The sequence below is a fragment of the Streptomyces sp. NPDC002265 genome (assembly GCF_040296125.1).
Taxonomy (GTDB): Bacteria; Actinomycetota; Actinomycetes; order Streptomycetales; family Streptomycetaceae; genus Streptomyces.
This window is the reverse complement of record NZ_JBEOWS010000060.1, coordinates 1-19,916: the sequence shown is the minus strand read 5'-3', so window position 1 is coordinate 19,916 and position 19,916 is coordinate 1. Positions and strand designations below refer to the sequence as shown.

Below are 19,916 nucleotides of genomic sequence, written 5' to 3'. Positions count from 1 at the left end.
AATGAATTCCGAGTCGTGGAGAGTCGTTCATGGTGGCAAAGAGACGATCTGCGACCGTCCGGCTCCTCGTTGCGAGTGCTGTTTCCATGGTTGCGTTGACGGGATGTGCGATGACGGGCATCGAAGCCTCAGGCGGCGAGGCGAATTCTTCCCCGGCAGCCGCTCCGGCTCCGACGGGCGACGTCGACGCGGACGCGGCGAAGGCTCTGCGCCAGGAGTTGTCGCGCGTCGGCGTCAAGAAATTCACCGCCGCGGACTACAAGCCGGGCAAGGTTCAGCACATTGTTCTTTTCCGGTTCAAGCCGGGCACATCCGCAAAGGAACAGGCCGAGACGATGAGGCGGTTCCGCTCCCTGAAGACCGAGGCGGTCCGTCACGGCAAGCCGTACATCACGTCTCTGGAGTCAGGCACCCAGACAAGCGGGGAGGGGCTGGGGAGAGGGATGCAGCAGGGCTACATCGTGACGTTCGCATCCGAGGGGGATCGGAATTACTACGTGGGGAAACCTATTGTCACCGATCCCAAGTTCTATGACCCGGCACACGAGGCGTTCAAGAATTTCGTTCAACCGCTGCTTGAGGGTGCCATCGTCTTTGATTTCAGGCCCGGTCGCTGAGAACGCGGCCGCGGCGAGTCGATCCGGGCGTCAGCCGACGGTGAGGACCATCCGGAAGCGGGCCTTGCCGGTCAGCATCTTCTGGAAGGCCTCGTCCGCGCGGTCCAGCGGCACGGTCTCGGTCATCGGGCGGATGTTGTGCAGGGCGCTGAAGGCCATGGTGTCCTCCACGTCCTGCGAGGTGCCGGACGGGTGGCCGCGGACGACGTAGCCGCTCAGCAGGAGCTGGGCCGGGGTGACGCCGAGGGGCTCGGTGTCGGCTCCGATGACCACGACCTCACCGCGGGGGGCCATTCCGGACACGGTGGAGGTGATGGCCTCGGAGTTGCCCGCGGTGGCCAGGACGACCTTGGCGCCGCCGAGGGACTGGAGCGCCTCGGCGACCGGAGTGCCGGAGGTGCTGTCGACGTAGTGGTGGGCGCCGAGCTGCTTGGCGAAGTCGGCCTTCTCGGCGCCGCGTGCGATCGCCACGGTCTCGAAGCCCATCGCGGCCGCGTACTGCACTCCCAGGTGTCCCAGGCCGCCGAGGCCGAGCACCGCGACCAGATCTCCCGGCCGTCCGGAGCTGCGCCGGAGCCCGTTGAAGGTCGTCACGCCCGCGCAGGCCAGCGGCCCCGCGTCGACCGCCGACAGCGCGTCGGGGATCCGGGCGAGCGCGTCCACGGGTGCGACGACCTTCTCGGCGAATCCCCCGTCGTACGTCCATCCCGGGACCTGAAGGCTGCGGCACACGATGAAGTCGCCCTCGCGGCAGGGCTTGCAGTGCCCGCAGCTGCCGCCGAACCACCCGACCGCGACCCGGTCGCCTACCTGCCATCCCTGGTCCTGAGCGGCTGCGCCCAGTTCCTCGATGCGGCCGGCGATCTCGTGTCCGGGCACCTCGGGGAACGAAAGTCCTGGCAGCCCGTTGCTCACGAAGATCGCATCGCTGCGGCAGACGCCGCACGCCTCGACGACGATTCCGACCTGGCGGGGTCCCAGCTGCGACGTCTCCCGTTCGGCGATCTCGAACGTGCCGTTCGGGGTGGTGACCTGTGCGACTCGATACGCACTCATTTCAGCGCTCCTCGGGGAAATGGTCGCCGTACATCGGCAGGTGGCTCAGGGACTGTTCGCGGGTGGCTTCCTGCTCGATGACGTCCCAGTGTTCCGCCAGGACACCGTCCTCGACGCGGAGGAAGTCGACGGCGATCCACGGGGCGGCCTGACCGTGTCCCGAGAAGCGGCCACGCACCATGACCATGTCGCCCTCGGCCATGACCAGTTCATGCTCGTGCCGCAGGTCCGCCGGGAGGTTTCTGACGAGGTCGAAGAGCCCGTCCCGTCCGGGCGCGATATGGGCGCTGTGCTGGATGTAGCCGGGGGACCAGTAGCGTTCGGCCGCGTCGTAGTCCCGCTTGTTGAACAAAGCGTCGAAAGCGTCGAGGACGACAGCCTTGTTCTTCTCTTCGAGGGCGCTCATGGAGGGAAACCGCCTTCTGTATGCCGCATACGGAGTCGGGTGCAGGCAGCCGGAAAGCAATGCGGAGCCACGTCGATCAACGACGGTGTCCAGTGCCACGATACGTAGGTTTCGGAACATCCACAGTTTCGGGCTATTCCGGTCGGAGATTCTCGCCTTGTCCGGTGTCGGCAGGGGGGTGGCGCTCCGGGCGGACGCCCAGGACCTCGAGCATGGCGCGGGTGGCGGGGCTGGGGTTGAAGCGGCTCCAGGCCAGATACTCCATCCGGTGCGGCCCGTCCCGTACCGGGACCAGGGACAGGCCGGGATCCTCGGCGACGAGCGGGCGGATGAACGCAGAGGGCAGCAGGGCGACCCCGAGGCCTCGCCCGATCAGCCGGGTGATCAGCTCCACGACACCGGACTCGTAGGCCACGTCACGCACCAGCCCGGCGGCGGCGAACGCCCGGTCCGACTGGGCACGGGCCGGGGTGCCGGCCACGAAGTCCACGAACGTCTCCCCGGCGATCTGCGCCAGGGTCACGCGAGGCGCAGCCGCCAGCCGGTGCCCGGCCGGTACGACCAGGACGTGCTCGTCGTGATCCAGGACGAGGGTCTCCACCCCGGCAGGATGCTCGCCTTCCGGCAGGCCCAGGAACGCGATGTCCAGCTCCCCGGCGCGGATCGCGGCCGCCAGGTCGTCGCTGCGCCCGGAGCGCAGGACGACCTGGACGTCGGGGTGCCGGGCGCGGTAGCGCTGGAGCAGCTCGGGCACGTCCACAGCCGCCGTCGTCGCGATCACGCCGACGGCGAGCTGCCCCCGTACCACCCCGGTCGCGGCGACGGCGTCCGCGACTGCCCGGTCGGCGGCGGCCAGACATTCGCGTGCGCCGACGAGGAACGCTGTGCCCGAGCTCGTCAGTTCGACCCGGCGGCTGGACCGGGCGAACAGTCGTACCCCCAACTCCCGCTCCAGCGCGGCGATCCGGTGACTGAGGGAGGACTGTACGACGCCGCAGCGCTCGGCGGCGCGGGTGAAATTCAGGGTGTCGGCGACGGCGACGACGTACCGCAGCTGCTGGAGGTCCATGGATCAATGGTTTCTGTTCATGGCTGTCAAGGCAACCATGCTTTGGCGACATGACCGTCCGCTGCCGAGACTTCCGGCATGGGTTACATGCCTCGGTTCCAGACGCGGGCGGCCACTGTCGCCGTGACCGCGCTCGCCCCCGCCTCCTGGGGCACCACGTACGTGGTGACCACCCGGCTGCTGCCCGCCGGGCACCCGATGTTCGCCGGACTGATGCGTGCCCTGCCCGCCGGTCTGATAGCGCTGGCGCTCACCCGGGTGCTGCCCCATGGGCGGTGGTGGTGGCGGACAGCGGTCCTCGGCGCGCTCAACATCGGGGCCATGCCGCTGCTGTTCGTGGCAGCCGAACGACTGCCCGGCGGGGTGGCGGCCACCCTCGGCGCCGCCCAGCCGTTGCTGGTCGCCGCGCTGGCCGTGGCGCTGCTGCATGAGCGGCCCACGGCCTGGCGGCTGGTCTGGGCCGTGCTGGGAGTGCTGGGGGTCGCACTCGTCGTACTCGGGCCGCGGGCCCGGCTGGACGCCCTCGGGGTGCTCGCCGGCCTCGGGCATACGGCGACCATGGCGGGCGGGGTCGTCCTGACCAAGCGCTGGGGCCGTCCCGAGGGGGTGAGCCCGCTGACGCTGGCCGGCTGGCAACTGACCGCGGGCGGGCTGCTGATGCTCCCGTTCACCCTCGGGGTCGAGGGAGTGCCGGGCCGGATCGACGCCGGGGCCGCGGGCGGATACCTGTGGCTGGGCAGCATGGGCGGGCTGGTCGCGTACACCCTGTGGTTCCGTGGGATCGGTCGGCTGCCCGTCGGTGCGAGTGCTCCGCTGGTGCTGCTGTCGCCCCTGGTCGCGACCGTCATCGGGGTCGCCGGAGGGGAGTTGCTGAGCCGGGCGCAGACGTTCGGCTTCGCGGTTGCGCTGAGCGCCCTGCTGGCCGCCCAACTCGACCCCGCGGAGCGGAAGAAGACCGTATTCGACAAGGAGAGACACGATGAAGCAGACCACCACGCCGACGCGGTGCATGACGATCGCCGTGTTCGGCGCCACGGGGATGGTCGGCGGCCGGGTGGTCATCGAGGCGAGGACGCGCGGACACCGGGTGCTGGCGCTGTCCAGAAAGCCGGCGAGTGACACCCGGGGAGCGGCACCGGCCGACCCGGGCGTGACGCCGCTCGCCGTCGACGTCACGGACGCGACCGCGGTACACCGGACGCTCGCAGCGGCAGCCGGACGCCGGTCTCCCGTGGGTGCCGACGTGAGCACGGACGGCGCCGTGAGCAGGGAGGCTGCCCCGTCGGCCGACTCCTTGACGGTCGGTCCCGCCCGTTCCGGCGGAAGGGCCGGTGCCCTCGACGCGGTCGTACTCGCCGTACGGAGGTACCCGGCGGACCGGGCGTTCCTGGTCGATGCCACCCGGACGGTGCTGGACGTCGCCGCGCGGCTCGGGGCGCGGGTCCTCGTGGTCGGCGGGGCCGGTGCGCTGCGCAGCCCCGGCGACCCGGAGCTTCCGGTCGCCGAGAACCCTGCCTACGTGCCTGCGGAACACCGGGCGGTGGCCGCCGCCGGAATCGCCCAACTGGACGCCTGCCGGGTCCACTTGGAGGCCGACTGGGTCTACCTGAGCCCGCCGGCTCTGCTGGCGCCCGGTACGCGCACCGCCCGCTACCGGCGGGGGACCGACACCCTCCTCACCGGCGCCGACGGGCGATCGTACGCGAGTGCCGAGGACCTGGCCGCAGCGGTGCTGGACGAGCTCGAACCCCCCGGCCCCGAGCGGCACTTCACGATCGCCGAGCGGCCGGACAACGCTTGAGGGCCGGTGAAAACCTGGTTCCTCGACGGGCCGCCACCGGAGCGGACGGGGTGTCCGTCAGCGTCCGAGACCTGGATGCGTTCGCGCTTGAGCGGTTCGAGGACCTGGAGACCACAGTGAAGGCGATCTCGATCCAGACGTTCGGCAGTCCTGACGGTCTGGCTGTTGTCGACCTGCCGGTACCCGCACCCGCTGCCGGGCAGGTGCTGATAGCCACCGAGGCGGTGGGCGTCGGCGGTGTCGACACCCTGATCCGGAGTGGGGCTCTGGCCGCCTACGGTTTCAAGGAGGGCCACATCCCGGGTGGCGAGGTCGCGGGCACCGTGACCGCGGTCGGCGACGGTGTCGACGCGTCGTGGATCGGCCGGCGGGTGTGGGGCTTCACCGGCACCGGCGGAGGCTACGTCGAACAGGCCGTCGCACCGGTCGAGTCGATTCTTCCCCTGCCCAGCAGCCTGTCCGCCGCTGCCGCGGTGACGCTCGGCAGTGCCGGTGCGGTGGCCCACTTCGGGCTTCGCCGCGCCCATTTCGCCTCCGGGGAGACGGTCTTGGTGCGTGGCGCGGCCGGCAGCATCGGGATCATGACGGTGCAGCTCGCGGCTCGTGGTGGTGCCGCCGCGGTGGCGGTCACGACATCGTCGGCCGAGCGTGGCGAGCGACTGCGCCGTCTCGGCGCGACCCACGTGCTGGACCGCTCCGGCGACGGAGGGGAAGAGGCTCCCGCGGGCTACGACGTCATCATCGACGTCGTGGCCGGTGCGGACATGCCGTCGTTCCTCGACCGGCTCAACCCGTACGGCCGCATGGTGGCCGTGGGCGCTGTCGCGGGTCAGCCGCCCGCGGACTTCGGCACGAGGATCATGGCAGCGTTCCAGAAGTCGATGTCCTTCGCCGCTTTCAGCGCGGCCACGGCCACCCCGGCCGACCTGAGTGCCGTACGCGGCGAGCAGTTCGCCGCGGCCGCCCGTGGCGAGATCGAAGCGGTGGTGCACGAACTGCTGCCGCTGGACGAGGCCGTGCTGGCGCACCGGAAGATGGACGCGGTGAGGTCTTCGGCAGGATCGTGCTGACGCCGTAGTCTTCGCGCTCCGCGGGAGACGCCGACCGCGCCGTGGCAACGGCCGCGGGCTCGCCTCTCAGCCCTTGATCGTGGCGGCGATGAGGGTCTGGAGCTGCGCTGCGGCGCGGTCCAGGGGTTTCGACCCGGTCGCCATGGCCTCGGCGAGCGACAACTGGTCCCTGTCCTGGCGCCTCGTCGCACCCCATCTCAAGGCCCGTCCCCGCGCCCGGGTGCTGGTCGTCGCCCGCGGCAGCATCGGTCTGTACGTGTGCGACATCGCCCGCGCCCTCGGCGCCGGCGACATCCTCTACGTCGACCCCGACGCCGAGCACCGCCGTCTCGCCGCGGCCTACGGCGCTCGCACCGCCGAGGCGATCGAGCCGATCCCGCACGGCTTCGACCTGGCCGTCGAGGCCACCGGCCGCGTCGACCAACTCGCGCTCGCCGTCCGGTCCCTCGCCCCCGAAGGCGTCTGCGAGTCCGCGGGCAACCACTTCCGGCCCGGCGAACTTCCCCTGCTCGACATGTACCTCACCGGCGTCACCCTGCGCATCGCCCGCGACAACGTACGCGCGCACATCCCCGACGCCCTCGATCTCGCCGCCTCCGGGAAGGTCGCGCCCGGCCGCGTCGTCTCCCATGTCCTCGACTGGGAGCAACTGCCCGAAGCGCTGCCGCAGAAGCACCTCAAGCCCGTCTTCGTCCGGGACATCACTGCGCCCCGGAGCCCGGACCCGAGTTGACCCCCTCCACCGGGCTGCGATCGCCGCGCCCGGCCGCGAGCCGCGTGGCTCCGGTCGACGCGAACGTCCTCCGCACCACAGCCGCACCGGACGCCCCGCACGGCGTGGCGGACGGTGTCGGCGATGACCGGCGGTCGTGCGCCAGAGGTCGGGGCGACGCCGCCGACCCGGCCGCCTCGTGCCGGGTCCCCGAGGCGGCCGGGGGGGGCGTGCGGTGGCCGACCGGACGTCAGTGCGTGACGTCCACCAGGACTTTGCCGACCGCGCGGCTCTCGACCGCTCGGTGCGCGTCGGCGGTGCGGTCGAGGGGAAAGCGGATCAGTGGCAGGCCGTGCTCCTCGCCGACCGGCAGCGCGCCGTCGCGTACTGCGGCGGCGATGTCCTGGGCGGCCGCAGAGCGCGCCTCCGGACCGGCCGTGTAGAGCACCAGGAACTGCAGGCGTGTGTTCAGCACCATGTTCTGCAGGACGTTCAGTTCAACAGGCCTACCACCGTCGTTGGCGTAGGTCGAGATCGTGCCGCGGGTCCGCAGCACGGCCAGGTCCAGGGCGAGGTTCGTGCCCAGCGCCACCTCTGCGACGATGTCGACGCCGTCCGGGGCGATGTCGCGGATCTCGGCTGCCGGGTCGCCCGCGCGATAGTCGATCACGTGGTGGGCTCCGGCGGCGGTGGCCAGCCGGGCTTTCCCCGGGCTGCTCACCGTGCTGATCACGGTGGCGCCAGCCCATCGGGCGAGCTGGATCACCGCGTGCCCGACCGCTCCGGCCCCGCCCGCGGCGAGCACCACCTTCCCGTCGAGTGCCCCGGGGCGCAGCCGGCGCGGCCCGTCCTCGGCGACGGTGAGCGCGCGGTGCGCGGTCAGCGCGGGGACGCCGAGTGCGGCGCCGACGTCGAAGCCGGTCTCGTCGGGCAGCGGCACGGCCTGTTCGGCGGGCACCACGGTGAACTCGGCGGCGGTGCCGGTGGGCCGCCCGGCGGCGGCCATGAACAGCCAGACCCGCTGCCCGACCCGGCTGTGGTCGACACCCTCGCCGACGGCGTCGATGGTGCCGGCACCGTCGAGGTGCGGGGTGACCTCAGGGAAGTGCTTGGGATGGCCGGCGCCGGAACGCGCCTGCCAGTCGGTCGGGTTGACCCCGGACACGGCGACCCGCACGCGAACCTCGCCGGGGCCGGGCGCGGGCAGGCCACGGTCGACTAACCGGAGAACGTCCGGTGTGCCGTTGTCGCGGTAGACGATGGCTTTCATGATCCGTCCTTGGTGTCGGATGGAGCGGGATTTTCCGGCGTGGCCTGGCGGTTCGTCAGGTGTTCGACGTGGGGCGCGGGCGCCGGACGGGCCGCGGTGGTTCCGTTCAGCCGATGGTGACTTCGTTGGAGCGGGACTCGATGCCATCGAGGGTGGCGAGGGTCGCGGCGTCGAAGGCGATCTCGCCGACCGCCATGTTGGCCTCCAGGTGGGCGGCGTCGGCGGTGCCGGGGATGAGCAGCACGTTCGGGGCGTGGTGCAGCAGCCAGGCGAGGCCGACCTGGGAGGGTGTGACGCCCAGAGATTCGGCCACGGCGTGCACCACCGGCTCGCCGGTCGCTTTGGGCAGGCCGGGGAAGGACCCGCCGAGCGGGAAGAACGGCACCCACGCGATGCCCTCGGCCGCGCACAGCCGCAGCATGTCCTCGTCGTCGCGGGAGACGAGACTGTAGGCGTTCTGCACGCAGGCGATACCTGCCGGCAGGGCGCGGCGCAGGCCGTCGAGGGTGACGCTGCTCAGGCCGATCGCGCCGATCTTGCCCTCGTCGCGCAGGGCGGTCATCACCGCGAGCTGGTCGTCGAGGTCGACCACCTGGTCGCCCTCGGGCCGCAGGCCAGGACCGGTGTCCAGGCGGCGCAGGTTGACGACCGCGAGCCGGTCGACGCCGAGGCTGCGCAGATTGTCCTCGACGCCGGCGCGCAGCTGCTCGGGACGCTGCGCCAGACGCAACGGCAGGCGCCCGCCCGGGTCGGGGTCGGCGCCGACCTTCGTGACGACCAGGACATCGTCCTCGGGGCGCAGTGCCTCGCGGATCACGTCGTTGGCGAATCCGAAGCCGTAGAACTCGGCGGTGTCCACGTGGTCGACGCCCAGCTCGACCGCCCGGCGCAGCAGCGCGACTGCCTCGTCGCGACGGTCGTGCAGGCGCTCGAGCTGCAAGGCGCCGTAGCCGATCCGGAAAACGGTGCGGGCGGCTAACGAAGTGGTCAGGGTGGTCACGACGCTGTCTCCTCGGTCGGTGTCCGCAAGGCGGTGTACAGCAGTTCGGCCTGGTAGAGCGCCATGACCCGGTGGGCGATCGGGACGGAGCGCTCCCTGGCCTCGGCAGGTTCGTGATGCTCGACCTTGACCAGCCAGGCCGTGACGGCCTCGCGCAGCATCGCGCGCATCCGGTCGGTCATGTCGACGACGATGCCGTGGATGGCCGGGTCGGTGGTCGCCTCACCCCAGGTCTGCACGCCGACCCGGGCCTCGGCGGGGTCGATCGCTGCGATCAGGCGGGAGAGCAGCTCGTCGGGGCCGGGTGGGGCGTCGGCCGCGGCGTATTCGCCGAGGACATCGGCGCGCTTGGTGAGCACCTCGCGGGCGGCGGCCCGGACCAGATCGGCCTTGTTGCGGTAGTGCGCGTAGATCGAGCCGGCCGAGAGGCCGGACTCGGCGGTGATGTCGGCGATCGAGGTCCGCTCCAGCCCGTTGCGGCTGAAACAACGGACGGCGGCCTCGGCGATCTGCGTACGCCGGAGCTCCTTGCGCGCGTCGGTGAGCCGAGGCACCACACCTCCCACAAAAAGAATCTCGGTTCTTGTTGTGAGGGACGCTAGCAGAATCAGCGTTCTGTATATGGTGAGTTCATCTCGTACGAGCAGACCCGGTCGTCATGACCGGGTCTGCTCTCGACGGTGGTTTGTCACACGGACGGTGGGCGGTCGGTGCGCGTCGGCTCGGCCGGCGAAGTCTTCTGATCCCGTTCCGCAGCGGCGCTCCGCTCCGCTGCTCCGGCGGGGTGCACCATGACGCTTCGGCGACGGCCCTATGCCTCCAGCGTCGACGCCGCGTCGCGGATGACGTCGAGGACGAAGCCGGGGTGGGAGAGCATGGGCACGTGGCTGCTGTCGACGTCGAACGTCTTCGCACCCATGCGCTCGGCGGCGGCCCGTTCCAGGTCCGGGTTCACGGTCCGGTCGTTGTTCGCGACGATGTACCAGCTCGGCTTCGTGCGCCAGGCGGTGCCCGGAACCTGCTGGTTGAACAGATCGGCGACCGGTACGGCACCCGTGGCGAGCACGAGCTTCTGCTCCTCGGCCGGCAGATCGCCGCAGAAGTCGCCGATGCCCGACTCGCGCAGCCATACGCGGTCGTCGGCGACCTCGACGTGATCGAAGATGGGCGTATGGGGGAACTTGTCCTGCTGGCCCTGTGAGGTCTCGTCCTCGTCCGGGGCGAGCGGGGCGATGTAGACGAGAGCGCCCACGCGGTCGTGGAGACCCGCCTTGGTGATCAGGGTCCCGCCGTAGGAGTGACCGACGAGCACGACCGGGCCGGGCACGTGGTTGATGGTGCGGGTGACGCACGCGACGTCGCCCTCGAGCGAGTCGAGGCCGTGCTGGGAGCTGAGGACATCGTGGCCTTCGGCCAGGAGCGTGGGGATCAGCTTGTCGAAACACGAGCCGTCGGCCCAGAGGCCGTGAGCGAATACGACGCTTGCCTTGCCGGCCATGACCTTCTCCTTAGCGGACACCGACTCGCGGAGATCGCTACCTTTGGTGCGTTCGCCGTCACTCTAGGTGGCAGATGTGGCTGCCGCTCGGCGTCGGTTGTCGTACGGCATGCCGTGGACGCCACCGGTACGGGGCCGCGTACCGGACGAGCCGCCGGTGGCCGTCGCCGAAGGGCGGGCCCGGCCGGGGTCGTCGGTGAACCGTGGGAGCGGTCCGGCCTGGGTTGTCGGTGAGCCGGGGGAGTGGACCGGTGGCGGGCGGGGCGTCGGTCAGGGGCGTTCCGGGTGGGCGCTGCGGATGATCAGTGACCGCAGTTCCTCCACCGCCCGGACCCGGGCGCCGGCCAGCTCGGGTTCGTCCACGGTAGCGGCGACGACCGGCACGGGGCGGGGCGAACGGGTGAAGTGTTCGTCGATGGCCGTGATTACATCGGGCCGCAGACCCCATCCGCCGCCGACGACGATCAGCCGGGGATCGGCGAGCGAGACGGCTGCCGCCAGCACGCCGCCCACGGCGCGCGCCAGTGCGTCGAGTGTCCGCTCGGCCCGTGCCCCGTCGCCGGACAGTGCCTCCCGTACGGCGTCGGCGTCGATCGCGGTGGAGGCGGGGCGGCGCAGGCCGAGGGCGGCGAAGACCTCCGTCAGCGGCATCGCGCGCCCGTCCGGTCCGACCGTGGTCAGGTGCGCCGTCTCCCCGACGAGACCGCGATGGCCGCGGCGTACCACGCCGTCGCTGACCACCGCGCCGCCCAGGCCCTCGCCCAGATGCAGGTAGAAGAAGTCGTCCACGCCCTGCGCGACCCCGCAGCGGTGCTCCGCGCGGGCCGCCCAGTTGACGTCGTTGTCCACCAGGACGGGACCCGTCACCTGGGGCGCGAGGATCTCGGACGGGTCCAGCTCACCCACCAGGAAGGGCGCATCGGGCAGGTGGACCAGTCGGCCGGTCGCCCGGTCCACCGGATCGGCCGCGCTGACCACGGCCACGCGCAGCGCCCCGGCGTCCGCCGCCGCCACGGCCGCGGCGGCGCGCGCCAGTGCGCTCGCCGCCACGTCCGGGCCCGGCGCCGGGTCCAGCGGCACGGTGTGCCGGCCGTGCCCCGTGCCGTACGCGTCGACCGCTTCGGTGACGACACCGTGCGGGGTGATCGAGGCCACCAGCGCCCGTCCGTGCCCGGCCAGTGCGTAGTACGAGCCCACCCGCCCCCGGCCGGTGGTCCGCTCGCCGGTGTCGACGACCAGGCCCGACTCCTCCAGGCGCCCGACCGCCTCGTAGATCGTGGGCTTGGAGATCCCGGTGTGCGCGGCGATCTCCGCGCGGGTCAGGCGCCGGTGATCCATCAGCGCGCGCAGCACGTTCTCGTCGGTCAGCGCGCGCAGCAGATCCAGTGACGGCTTGGTCGGCGTCATGCCCGCCATTCTAGTCAGGAGTGTTGCCTAAATCGGCACGGCCGCCTACGGTCGTATTAGTTAGGAGTCCTGATCAAAGGAGTCGGGCGTTGACGCACGCAACCGAGACCCACCCCGCCACCGGCCTGCCGCACTGGGAGACCACGCCCGACGACCTGGCCGGCGCCATCCGCGAGACCAAAGCCGCGCTGAGGGCCCGCATCGAGTCGTCCGGTCGCACCGTGGCGGAGGTCTTCGCCGCCGTGGAGGCCCGTGTCGAGGCCCGCATCGGTGAGATCGAGGCCGACCGCGCCCGCGGCGAGGAGGTCTGGCCCGTCCTCGACTACGAGGCGATCGAGAACGGCACGGTCACCCCGGAGCAGACGGCCAAGCTCAAGCAGCGCGGCTGCCTGGTCGTGCGCGGCCACTTCCCCCGCGAACAGGCGCTGGCCTGGGACTCCGACATCGTCGACTACGTCGAGCGCAACCAGTTCTTCGAGAACTACACCGGCCCCGGCGACGACTTCTTCGGCAGCGTCGGCTCCAAGCCCGAGATCTACCCGGTCTACTGGTCCCAGGCTCAGATGCAGGCCCGCCAGTCCGACCGCATGGCCACCGTCCAGTCCTTCCTGAACTCCTTCTGGAAGGACACCGACGACGACGGCACCCAGTGGTTCGACCCCGACCGCGACGCCCTCTACCCCGACCGCATCCGCCGCCGCCCGCCCGGCGCCGACTCCTCCGGCCTGGGCACCCACTGCGACCCCGGCACCCTGGACCTGTGGATGACCTCGGAGTACCAGCAGGCGTTCCGCCACCTCTTCGACGGCACCGCCGAGCAGTACGACCCATGGGACGCCGCCCACCGCACCACCGGCCCCCAGTACCCCGGCTCCACGATGTGCTCGGCCTTCCGCACCTTCCAGGGCTGGACCGCACTTTCCGACATGGACAACGACCAGGGCGTCCTGCACACCGTCCCGATCCCCGAGATCATGGCCTACCTGCTGCTGCGCCCCCTGCTGCCGGACGTCCCCGAGGACTCCATGTGCGGTGTCCGCACCAACCAGGTCTTCCCCGTGACCAAGCGCTGGCACCCCGCCCTGTACCGGGCCCTGTCCCCGATCCCCGACGTCAGGGCCGGCGACTCCGTGTGGTGGCACTGCGACATGATCCACAGTGTCGCCCCCGTGCAGGACCAGAAGGGCTGGGGCAACGTCATGTACATCCCCGCGGCTCCCTGGTGCGCCCGCAACGAGCGCTATTCCGCCGAGGTCCGGGAGGCCTTCGCCACCGGCTCCAGCCCCGGCGACTTCCCCGAGGAGCACTACGAGCGCGCCTGGACCGGCCGCTTCACCCCCGACCAGCTCAACGAGACCGGCCGGCGCGGCCTCGGTCTCGGCTGAGGACGCCACAGCACACGTTCGCAACCGATGCTCCGCACCGAGGAAGTGCCCTCCGCCCGAACTCCGTGGCCAGGAGGGCACTTTCACGGCTCCGTACCGACGACGGCAGCGCCCGAACGGAACAACAGGACAACGGGACTATGGGCGCTCCTTCATCCGGTCGACGATCGCCCACTCCACCACGTGCGACAGCTGGATGTACGTCTTGTCGCCGGACGCCGAGGTCCGTTCGTCGCGGAAGCCCAGGAACTCATAGGACTCCGGGCGAAGATGAGGTACTTGCCCTGCGCGAGCGGACTCCTGGGACAGGCGTTCCCCACCCCGGTGCGCCCGGCGGAGTCCTTCACCCCCGGGATCGCCTCCAACTCGGGCACCAGGGCCAGCGCCTTGTACGCGGCGGGACGCAGCCCCTGCGGCAGCACCGGCCACTTCTTCAGCTCGCTCCACTCCCGGGGCGGCCACACGCCCTCGCCCTTCTTCAAGGGCTCCTCCCGGATCACCCGGCTGAGTTCCATGGTCAAGGCTCCTCGACGTGCGACGTGAGTGCGTCGAACGGTTCCCATCCCGGATGTCCTCGTGCCAGGGAAACGGGTGGGGGAGGCTGCTGCGGTTGCTGTTGAATGAGCTGAATGAATGAGTCTGCCGCCGTTCGACTTCGCCAGGCCGTCAGGCGTATCCACGACGCCGCCCGTGAACGTACAGCCACGGGGCGCGGCCCGGAGGAGGCCGACGACGTCGTCGGCACGTTCGCCACGGACGGCGCGCTCGGCTTCGACCCGTTCCCATTCCTTCGGGTTTTGTACGAGGCCGGGTCGCACGCAGTGGTCATCGGCCAGGTCGCCGGGATCATGCACGGCTCGGAGGAGCCGACCGGCGACCTCGACCTGCTGTGGGACGGCACGTCCGAGCAGGCTCACGCCCTTCGTGATGCTCTGACAGCCGCGGGTTGCACGCACGTGCCCGACCTCGACCGTCCCCAGGTGTCCTACCAGGTGGCCGGCGTCAGCGGCGACCTGTGCACACCGGCCCTGCTCTGGGGGGAGATGGACGTGACTCCCTGTCTGGCACGGGCGGTGAGCGCCCACGACCCGGGCGGCTTCACCATCCGCTACGCCGCTCGCGACGACCTGATCCGCATGCGACGCTCCCTCGGCCGTCCCAAAGACCATCGTCGCGCGGACGAACTTGCCCGTCTGTTCCCCTGACTTGCTTCTGGCCACCCTGTGGCGCTTGGCCGCCGACTGGTACACCGGGCGCCTGGACCCGGGCTACGCCCGCCGCGATCCCGCGGCCGCCAGTGCCTACTTCGCCGGGGTCGGCCTGCACGGCTCCCTCTGGGGCCTGCCCGACTGAGATCCGGATCCCGCTTTCCGCCCTGTGCTCAGCGCGGCTCCACGCCCGGCCAGGCGTGCGGGTACGGCACGCGCAGTGTCCCGGGTGCCACGCGAGTGTGGTTCGCGGCGGCGTGCAGCCGGCCGTCGCGCACGACGACGGCTCCGCTGCGGCGCATGGCCGTGACCAGGTCGTCGGCGAGGGCCTGTGGCGCCAGGTCCAGCAGCCGGGCGGCGTCGGTCAACCAGGCCCGGGCGTGCAGGTACGGTTCGATCTCGTCGGCCGGGATGCCGTCGCGGATCATCAGGGCGAACGCGAGGATGCGGCGGGCGCCGTACCAGACCGCCCCTTCCGGGTCGTCGACGAGCCGCTGGGCGCGGCGCAGAGCGGCGGCCAACGCCGCGTCGGCGTCGGCCGGGACCGGTCCGTGGGAGGGCAGAAGCACCCGCGGGGCGAGGTCGGCGAGGCGTTCGAGGGAGCTGAGCGCGGTGGTGGCCGCGTCGGGGCCGTCGAGGGCGAGGTTCACCCAGCCGACGTCGTAGTCCGACAGCGCGTCGCCGACCACGAGCAGGCGCTCCTCGGGCTGCCACAGGGCCAGGTGCCCCGGGGTGTGCCCGGGGGTGCGGACGACCTGCCAGTCGGTGTCCCCCAGGCGCAGGACCTGCCCGTCGTCGAGCGGGATCTCGACGGTGTACGGGGCGACGGGCTGGTCCAGGTACTCGGCCGCGCAGCAGCCGGGATCCCGCTTGCCGATCGCCTCGGCCTCCGGGGCTCCGGCGGCGATCGCGGCGCCCTGGGCCTGGAGGAGGGCGTTGCCGCCGACGTGGTCGGAGTGCCAGTGGGTGTTCACGACCAGGTCGATGTTCCCGGCGTGCGAGCGGGCCCAGGCGGTGGTCTCCTGCGCGTGCCCGACGAACCCGCTGTCGATCAGGGCTGGTTGCCGTCCGGGCAGCACGAGGGTGTTGGCGTCGGGGAAGGGGCGCTGCCACCAGGCCAGCCAGGACGGCAGGGCGGGAGCGAGCGGCTGGGGGCTCATGCGGCGGGCCTGTGCAGACGGATCAGCGTCTGCTGACCGTTGGCGACGAGCGTGCGGGCGCCGTCGGCCTGGACGCCGTACACCTCCAACTGGCAGACAGTCAGCGTACGTCCGGACTTCAGGACCGTCCCGATCGCCTCCAGATGGTCGCCCGCGGCGGGCGCGAGAAGATTGATCTTGTATTCGACGGTGAGGACGTCGGAGTCCTCGTCGAACAGGGTGAGCGCGGCGTAGCCGCCGGCGCTGTCCGCGATGGCACTGGTGGCGCCCGCATGGACGTAACCGTGCTGCTGGGTCACCTCGGGGCGGGCCGGGAGCACGATGTGTACGCGGCCGGGCCCGATGTGGGTGATCCGCGCGCCGAGGTGGGACATCAGGCCCTGCAGGTCGAAGCTGTCCTGGACGCGCTTCTGCACCGCGGGACTTGCCTGTTCGTGTTCCTGCTGCGTCCGGTCTGCCACGTACGTGTTCTCCCTCGGATCCGTGTCTGGTGGAGCGGGACGGGTCTTTCAGCCGGCCGGGCGTTCCATATCCGGCCCCGACGTAATCGCTAGTGACCCGTCGCGCGAAGCCATCGCATCGTCGTGACGAGCTCCTCGCCGAAGTCCTCGCACAGCGCGAGCAGCTCTCGACCCGTGGAGGAGTCGAACAGCCCCGCGGAATCGGAAAGGGCGGCCAGCGCGTCGTGGGCGGCGGATGCGACGGCGAAGTTGCGTGACGCGAAATATCCCTCGCCCGATCGAACCGTCAGCTGCGCGAGGTACTCGCGGTGGGCTGTCTCCGCGGGATGCGGGTAGAGCGCGCCCTCGACGAGGCCGTCGAGGTAGTTCGCCAGGCCGGCCGCGCCTTCGACCACCTGCTCCGCTGTGTCCACGCCGGGCTCGTCCAGCAACGTGCCGAAGGTCAGCAGGCTGCTGACGGTCTCCAACTGGAAGAGCTGCACCGTGTCCGGGTCCACTTCGGACCTGAAGAGCGAGGCTGTGCACAGCTCGGCGAGCGCCCGCCGGAATGCCCGATCCGACTCTTCACCGACAGGTGCAGCCGCCAGCCGGAACAGCGACTCCAGCACGGCCCGGTCGACACCCCACCCCGCATCGAGCCGGAACGCGAACACGGGCGCACGCCACCGCCACAGGGCCAGGGCGGCAGCCTGACGCTGGTGGACGGGCTTCAGGTCGGCCAGCCGCTCGATCTGCACCACGTCCTTGAACCGACCCTTTTGATCTCGATCCACCGATCCTCGCCCGAGGCCTTCGACCGGGACACTACAGAAGCCGCCGAAGGACCCGGAAGGGAGCAATGCCGACCTGCCGCAGGGACCTCGGCCACCGGTAACCTGACGACTGATGTCTCCGGCCCGCCACTCCTCGGCCGTGTCCACCGAACCGGAAGAGCCGATTCTCCAGGGCGGGGCCTGGCTGCCCCACGGCTTCCGGCTCGCCCCCCAGTCGCACCTGCACGGTCAGCTCGTGTACGCCGCCGCAGGCGCGCCGGCCACCGCGACCGAGCGGGGAACCTGGGTCGCCCCGGCGAACCGCGTCACCTGGACGCCGCCGCGCTTCGCCCACTCCCACCGCTTCCACGGCCGCACCGACGTGCGTCTCGTGACCGTACCCCTCGACCTGTGCGGCGAGTTCCCGCAGCAGCCCAGCGTCTTCGCGGTCAGTCCCCTGCTGCGCGAGGCGCTCCTGGCGATGACCGACCAGCCGGAGAGGCGGCCCGGGGCGCATCGGCGGCTGCCGGCCGTGATCGTGGACGAACTCGCCGACACCGCGGAGACGTCCCTGCACCTGCCCGAGCCCGCCGACACCGCGGAGACGTCCCTGCACCTGCCCGAGCCCGCCGGCGACCGGCTGCGCGCCGCCACCGACCTCCTGCACGAGGATCCCGCGCGGCCCACCACCCTGGCGGAGCTGGGCCGGATGGCCGGGGCCGGCGAGCGCACGCCGAGTCGCCTTTTCCACACCGAGCTGAGCATGAGCTTCCACCGCTGGCGCACCACGTTGCGCATCCATCTCGCCCTGGCTCACCTCACCGGCGGCATGTCGGTGACCGAGACATCGCTTGCGTGCGGCTGGTCCAACCCCTCCAGCTTCATCGACGCCTTCACCGAGGTCGTCGGCCAGACTCCCGGCCGCTATCAGGCGACGCTGCGCACCGCCCAGAAGTGATCAGCCGGTCATTCGGCGCGCGGACGGCCGCCCCGGACCAAGGTTGGCGGCTTTCCGGTATCGGCTGTCCGGTCACCGGTGGTCGGCATCGCCGCAGGCTTTCACGGTGATGGGCAAGCGCCGCAGCCGGCAGAGCGGCGCGCTCGTGCGCGGCCCCCGGCCGCGACTCGGCCCTCGTACTGATCACGGAAAGCCCGGCCGGTGTTCTGCTGTCCGATGCACAGCCGGCCCGCCTCCATCGGTCTCACATGGGCATCGGTGAACACCCGTGCCGAAACCCGGTAGCGCAGACCAGGAGCACATCCGTTCCGAAAGCACCGTGCCGACCGGTTTCGATCTGCGGCACATCACCCTGCCCACCGCCCCTTCCTCGGTCACCGTGATCAAGGACGCGGCACAGGACACGTCCCGGCACAGCGCGAAGAAACTGGAAGCCACGGAATCTCCGCCGGTAGCCGGTAGCTGCACCGCGTAGCGGCACAGCACCCGGCAGCGAAGGCCGGAATCCTCGGGCTTCACCCCGAGGAGCAAGTCAATCCGAGACCTGCCTGCCCCACACACGTATCTGGAATCACCAGGCGTTCGCCACCTGGATCACCGACACCATGCACAATGCCGGATTCACCGGTTACGAAGGCGAGTTCCGCGAGCAGGTCACCCCGCGCAGAGCTTCAGCGCCAGTTCACCTCGGACTCGGCGAACAAGCTCTCCGTCCAACTCGCCGCCGGAACCAACTGAGGCGCAAGAGGCGCTGTTCACCTCCTCCGGTGACAGAACTGTCACACTTCGCAACACAACTGGCTGCCGGGTCGGGGGGTCTGACTGTGCATGACGACGGCACATTGCCTGAGCACGGCACATTGCCTGACGACCGAGCGCGGCGACACCGCGCGCCACATGCACCGGGGGACACGTTGAACACGCTTGCACGCAAGGCCCGTACGTCGGTGGCCATTTCGGGGACGGCCCTGCTCCTGGCCGCCGCAGGCCTGGGACTCGCGCCGGCCGCTTTCGCGGACGAGTCGCAGCCGCCCACGCTGGCGGTCGCCACCGCCGCGCCGACGGAGGTCGGACTGGCCGGCCTGCCGGTCGCCTTCACCACCAAGGTCTCCAACACCGGTGCCTACGACTCCTCATCGACCCGGCTGATCTACCGGATCGACGGCGGACTCGGCCTGCCGCCGAACGCCGTCAGCCTCCAGTACCAGCTCAGCGGCACAGAGTGGAAGACGGTGCCGCTGACGTACGCCGACGGGAAGTTCTCCGGGGAGATCCCCGAGTCCTTCGCGCTCGCCGCGGGCCAGTCCCGCACCGTGCAGCTGCGCATCGGCGTACCCATGGGCACCCCGCACAACGGCGACAGCGACGGCGGGACCCAGCAGCTGAAGCTGACCACTCTCGTCTCCCACGGCGCCTCCGGAGCGGCCTCCGGCACCGACGACGACACCATCAAGGTCGACGGCCTCGGCACCACGCTGTCCGGCGTCCCCGCGACCGTGACCGCTGGCGGCCCTGCCGTCGGTTTCGAGGCCACGGTGACCAACCCCACCCCCTCGGGGTACGAGAACGTCACCGACACGCTGATCACCAACAGGTACGCCTCCGTGCAGGTGCTGCGCTCCGGGACCTGGAAGACCCTCACTCCGGTCACCTCGGACGCCGAGGCCGATGTCTACGGATTCGACGTGATCGGCAAGGACGCCTCCCTTGCCGCGCACAGCAGCACGGTCGCCAAGGTCCGGGTGACGTACCGCAAGGACACGCCCGCCGGGAAGGCCACCGTGCAGTCCTGCGTATTCGTCAACCAGGGGGCGACACCGTTCCGCGGCACCACGTTCTGCGGCGAGCGCGCGACCCTGACGGTGCGCGCGGCGGGCTCCACGGGAAGCACGTCGACCCCGACCCCCACCGCCTCCGCGTCCCCCACCGCCTCTGCGTCTCCTTCCTCCTCGACCCCGACTCCGTCCGCGACCTCGGGTACGTCCGGGGCGGGCACGCAGCTGGCCGAGACCGGAAGCAGCGGGACGTCCACGGTCGACGGACACCCCGGTCACCGGCACGTACCGGCCGCCGTGCCAGACCGCGA

The 19,916-nt window shown here is 71.0% G+C and carries 20 protein-coding genes and 2 pseudogenes; 11 read left to right on the top strand and 11 right to left on the bottom strand.

The annotated features are described in order from the left end of the window. Window positions 1-110: 110 nt before the first annotated feature. Complete coding sequence (locus tag ABT085_RS13870) at window positions 111-617, top strand: Dabb family protein (protein ID WP_351606010.1); 507 nt, start codon at window positions 111-113, stop codon at window positions 615-617. Window positions 618-647: 30 nt separating this feature from the next. Here ABT085_RS13870 and ABT085_RS13865 read toward each other — a convergent pair whose 3' ends face one another. The 3 genes from ABT085_RS13865 to ABT085_RS13855 form a co-directional block, all read right to left on the bottom strand. Then, window positions 648-1,673 (bottom strand): alcohol dehydrogenase catalytic domain-containing protein, encoded by a 1,026-nt coding sequence (locus tag ABT085_RS13865; protein WP_351606007.1) that lies wholly within the window; start codon window positions 1,671-1,673, stop codon window positions 648-650. Window position 1,674: 1 nt separating this feature from the next. After that, on the bottom strand, window positions 1,675-2,079 hold the full coding sequence (locus ABT085_RS13860) for a nuclear transport factor 2 family protein (RefSeq protein ID WP_351606005.1): 405 nt from the start codon (window positions 2,077-2,079) through the stop codon (window positions 1,675-1,677). 133 nt (window positions 2,080-2,212) lie between these two features. Next, window positions 2,213-3,148, bottom strand: a complete 936-nt coding sequence (locus ABT085_RS13855) for a LysR family transcriptional regulator (protein ID WP_351606002.1) — start codon at window positions 3,146-3,148, stop codon at window positions 2,213-2,215. 78 nt (window positions 3,149-3,226) lie between these two features. On the opposite strand from ABT085_RS13855, the gene ABT085_RS13850 reads away from it, so the two are divergent. From ABT085_RS13850 to ABT085_RS13835, 4 genes and pseudogenes are all read left to right on the top strand, one after another. Continuing rightward, window positions 3,227-4,267, top strand: a complete 1,041-nt coding sequence (locus tag ABT085_RS13850; protein ID WP_351605999.1) for an EamA family transporter — start codon at window positions 3,227-3,229, stop codon at window positions 4,265-4,267. Next, the gene (locus ABT085_RS13845; RefSeq protein ID WP_351605997.1) at window positions 4,158-4,949 is read left to right on the top strand and encodes an NAD(P)-dependent oxidoreductase; all 792 of its coding nucleotides are present in this window, start codon (window positions 4,158-4,160) and stop codon (window positions 4,947-4,949) included. The genes ABT085_RS13850 and ABT085_RS13845 overlap by 110 nt, the downstream gene beginning before the upstream one ends. Window positions 4,950-5,065: 116 nt before the next feature. Continuing rightward, a pseudogene (locus tag ABT085_RS13840) lies at window positions 5,066-6,027 on the top strand (zinc-binding dehydrogenase). Between the two features lie 116 nt (window positions 6,028-6,143). Continuing rightward, window positions 6,144-6,752: pseudogene (locus ABT085_RS13835) on the top strand (zinc-binding dehydrogenase); the annotation flags it as partial. 229 nt (window positions 6,753-6,981) lie between these two features. Here the strand turns inward: ABT085_RS13835 and ABT085_RS13830 are convergent. The 5 genes from ABT085_RS13830 to ABT085_RS13810 all read right to left on the bottom strand — a co-directional run bounded on the left by ABT085_RS13830 (window position 6,982) and on the right by ABT085_RS13810 (window position 11,906). Then, window positions 6,982-8,001: an NADPH:quinone reductase gene (locus ABT085_RS13830; protein ID WP_351605994.1), complete on the bottom strand. Its 1,020-nt coding sequence runs from the start codon at window positions 7,999-8,001 to the stop codon at window positions 6,982-6,984. Between the two features lie 106 nt (window positions 8,002-8,107). Continuing rightward, window positions 8,108-9,001, bottom strand: coding sequence for an aldo/keto reductase (locus ABT085_RS13825; protein WP_351605991.1), 894 nt, complete (start codon window positions 8,999-9,001; stop codon window positions 8,108-8,110). After that, entirely contained in the window at window positions 8,998-9,555 is a 558-nt protein-coding gene (locus tag ABT085_RS13820) for a TetR/AcrR family transcriptional regulator (protein WP_351605988.1), read from the bottom strand. The genes ABT085_RS13825 and ABT085_RS13820 overlap by 4 nt, the downstream gene beginning before the upstream one ends. Window positions 9,556-9,812: 257 nt before the next feature. Then, window positions 9,813-10,499: an alpha/beta fold hydrolase gene (locus ABT085_RS13815; RefSeq protein ID WP_351605985.1), complete on the bottom strand. Its 687-nt coding sequence runs from the start codon at window positions 10,497-10,499 to the stop codon at window positions 9,813-9,815. Between the two features lie 270 nt (window positions 10,500-10,769). After that, window positions 10,770-11,906 (bottom strand): ROK family protein, encoded by a 1,137-nt coding sequence (locus ABT085_RS13810; protein ID WP_351605982.1) that lies wholly within the window; start codon window positions 11,904-11,906, stop codon window positions 10,770-10,772. Window positions 11,907-11,995: 89 nt separating this feature from the next. Between ABT085_RS13810 and ABT085_RS13805 the strand changes: the two genes are divergently transcribed. From ABT085_RS13805 to ABT085_RS13790, 4 genes are all read left to right on the top strand, one after another. Further along, window positions 11,996-13,291, top strand: coding sequence for a DUF1479 domain-containing protein (locus ABT085_RS13805; protein WP_351605979.1), 1,296 nt, complete (start codon window positions 11,996-11,998; stop codon window positions 13,289-13,291). Between the two features lie 270 nt (window positions 13,292-13,561). Further along, on the top strand, window positions 13,562-13,834 hold the full coding sequence (locus ABT085_RS13800) for a hypothetical protein (RefSeq protein ID WP_351605977.1): 273 nt from the start codon (window positions 13,562-13,564) through the stop codon (window positions 13,832-13,834). 86 nt (window positions 13,835-13,920) lie between these two features. Next, window positions 13,921-14,496, top strand: coding sequence for a hypothetical protein (locus ABT085_RS13795; protein ID WP_351605975.1), 576 nt, complete (start codon window positions 13,921-13,923; stop codon window positions 14,494-14,496). Between the two features lie 25 nt (window positions 14,497-14,521). After that, the gene (locus tag ABT085_RS13790; RefSeq protein ID WP_351605972.1) at window positions 14,522-14,644 is read left to right on the top strand and encodes a hypothetical protein; all 123 of its coding nucleotides are present in this window, start codon (window positions 14,522-14,524) and stop codon (window positions 14,642-14,644) included. Window positions 14,645-14,672: 28 nt separating this feature from the next. On the opposite strand, the gene ABT085_RS13785 is transcribed toward ABT085_RS13790, so the two are convergent. From ABT085_RS13785 to ABT085_RS13775, 3 genes are all read right to left on the bottom strand, one after another. Next, window positions 14,673-15,659 (bottom strand): MBL fold metallo-hydrolase, encoded by a 987-nt coding sequence (locus tag ABT085_RS13785; RefSeq protein ID WP_351605969.1) that lies wholly within the window; start codon window positions 15,657-15,659, stop codon window positions 14,673-14,675. Continuing rightward, window positions 15,656-16,033 carry a PaaI family thioesterase gene (locus ABT085_RS13780; protein ID WP_502982723.1) on the bottom strand — a complete coding sequence of 126 codons (378 nt, stop codon included), beginning with the start codon at window positions 16,031-16,033 and terminating at the stop codon, window positions 15,656-15,658. The genes ABT085_RS13785 and ABT085_RS13780 overlap by 4 nt, the downstream gene beginning before the upstream one ends. Before the next feature lie 176 nt (window positions 16,034-16,209). Further along, window positions 16,210-16,860, bottom strand: a complete 651-nt coding sequence (locus tag ABT085_RS13775; protein WP_351605963.1) for a hypothetical protein — start codon at window positions 16,858-16,860, stop codon at window positions 16,210-16,212. Window positions 16,861-17,005: 145 nt separating this feature from the next. Here ABT085_RS13775 and ABT085_RS13770 point away from each other — a divergent pair, with 145 nt between their 5' ends. Next, entirely contained in the window at window positions 17,006-17,830 is an 825-nt protein-coding gene (locus ABT085_RS13770) for a helix-turn-helix domain-containing protein (RefSeq protein ID WP_351605961.1), read from the top strand. 914 nt (window positions 17,831-18,744) lie between these two features. Further along, window positions 18,745-19,916 (top strand): hypothetical protein (locus tag ABT085_RS13765; RefSeq protein ID WP_351605958.1); only part of this gene is annotated, 1,172 nt, incomplete at its 3' end.

Coding starts and splice junctions, on each gene's coding strand:
- ABT085_RS13870 (WP_351606010.1), top strand. CDS start 111: ATGACGGGCATCGAAGCCTCAGGCGGCGAGGCGAATTCTTCCCCGGCA.
- ABT085_RS13865 (WP_351606007.1), bottom strand. CDS start 1,673: ATGAGTGCGTATCGAGTCGCACAGGTCACCACCCCGAACGGCACGTTC.
- ABT085_RS13860 (WP_351606005.1), bottom strand. CDS start 2,079: ATGAGCGCCCTCGAAGAGAAGAACAAGGCTGTCGTCCTCGACGCTTTC.
- ABT085_RS13855 (WP_351606002.1), bottom strand. CDS start 3,148: ATGGACCTCCAGCAGCTGCGGTACGTCGTCGCCGTCGCCGACACCCTG.
- ABT085_RS13850 (WP_351605999.1), top strand. CDS start 3,227: ATGGGTTACATGCCTCGGTTCCAGACGCGGGCGGCCACTGTCGCCGTG.
- ABT085_RS13845 (WP_351605997.1), top strand. CDS start 4,158: ATGACGATCGCCGTGTTCGGCGCCACGGGGATGGTCGGCGGCCGGGTG.
- ABT085_RS13830 (WP_351605994.1), bottom strand. CDS start 8,001: ATGAAAGCCATCGTCTACCGCGACAACGGCACACCGGACGTTCTCCGG.
- ABT085_RS13815 (WP_351605985.1), bottom strand. CDS start 10,499: ATGGCCGGCAAGGCAAGCGTCGTATTCGCTCACGGCCTCTGGGCCGAC.
- ABT085_RS13810 (WP_351605982.1), bottom strand. CDS start 11,906: ATGACGCCGACCAAGCCGTCACTGGATCTGCTGCGCGCGCTGACCGAC.
- ABT085_RS13800 (WP_351605977.1), top strand. CDS start 13,562: ATGAGGTACTTGCCCTGCGCGAGCGGACTCCTGGGACAGGCGTTCCCC.
- ABT085_RS13795 (WP_351605975.1), top strand. CDS start 13,921: ATGAATGAGTCTGCCGCCGTTCGACTTCGCCAGGCCGTCAGGCGTATC.
- ABT085_RS13785 (WP_351605969.1), bottom strand. CDS start 15,659: ATGAGCCCCCAGCCGCTCGCTCCCGCCCTGCCGTCCTGGCTGGCCTGG.
- ABT085_RS13780 (WP_502982723.1), bottom strand. CDS start 16,033: ATGTCCCACCTCGGCGCGCGGATCACCCACATCGGGCCCGGCCGCGTA.
- ABT085_RS13770 (WP_351605961.1), top strand. CDS start 17,006: ATGTCTCCGGCCCGCCACTCCTCGGCCGTGTCCACCGAACCGGAAGAG.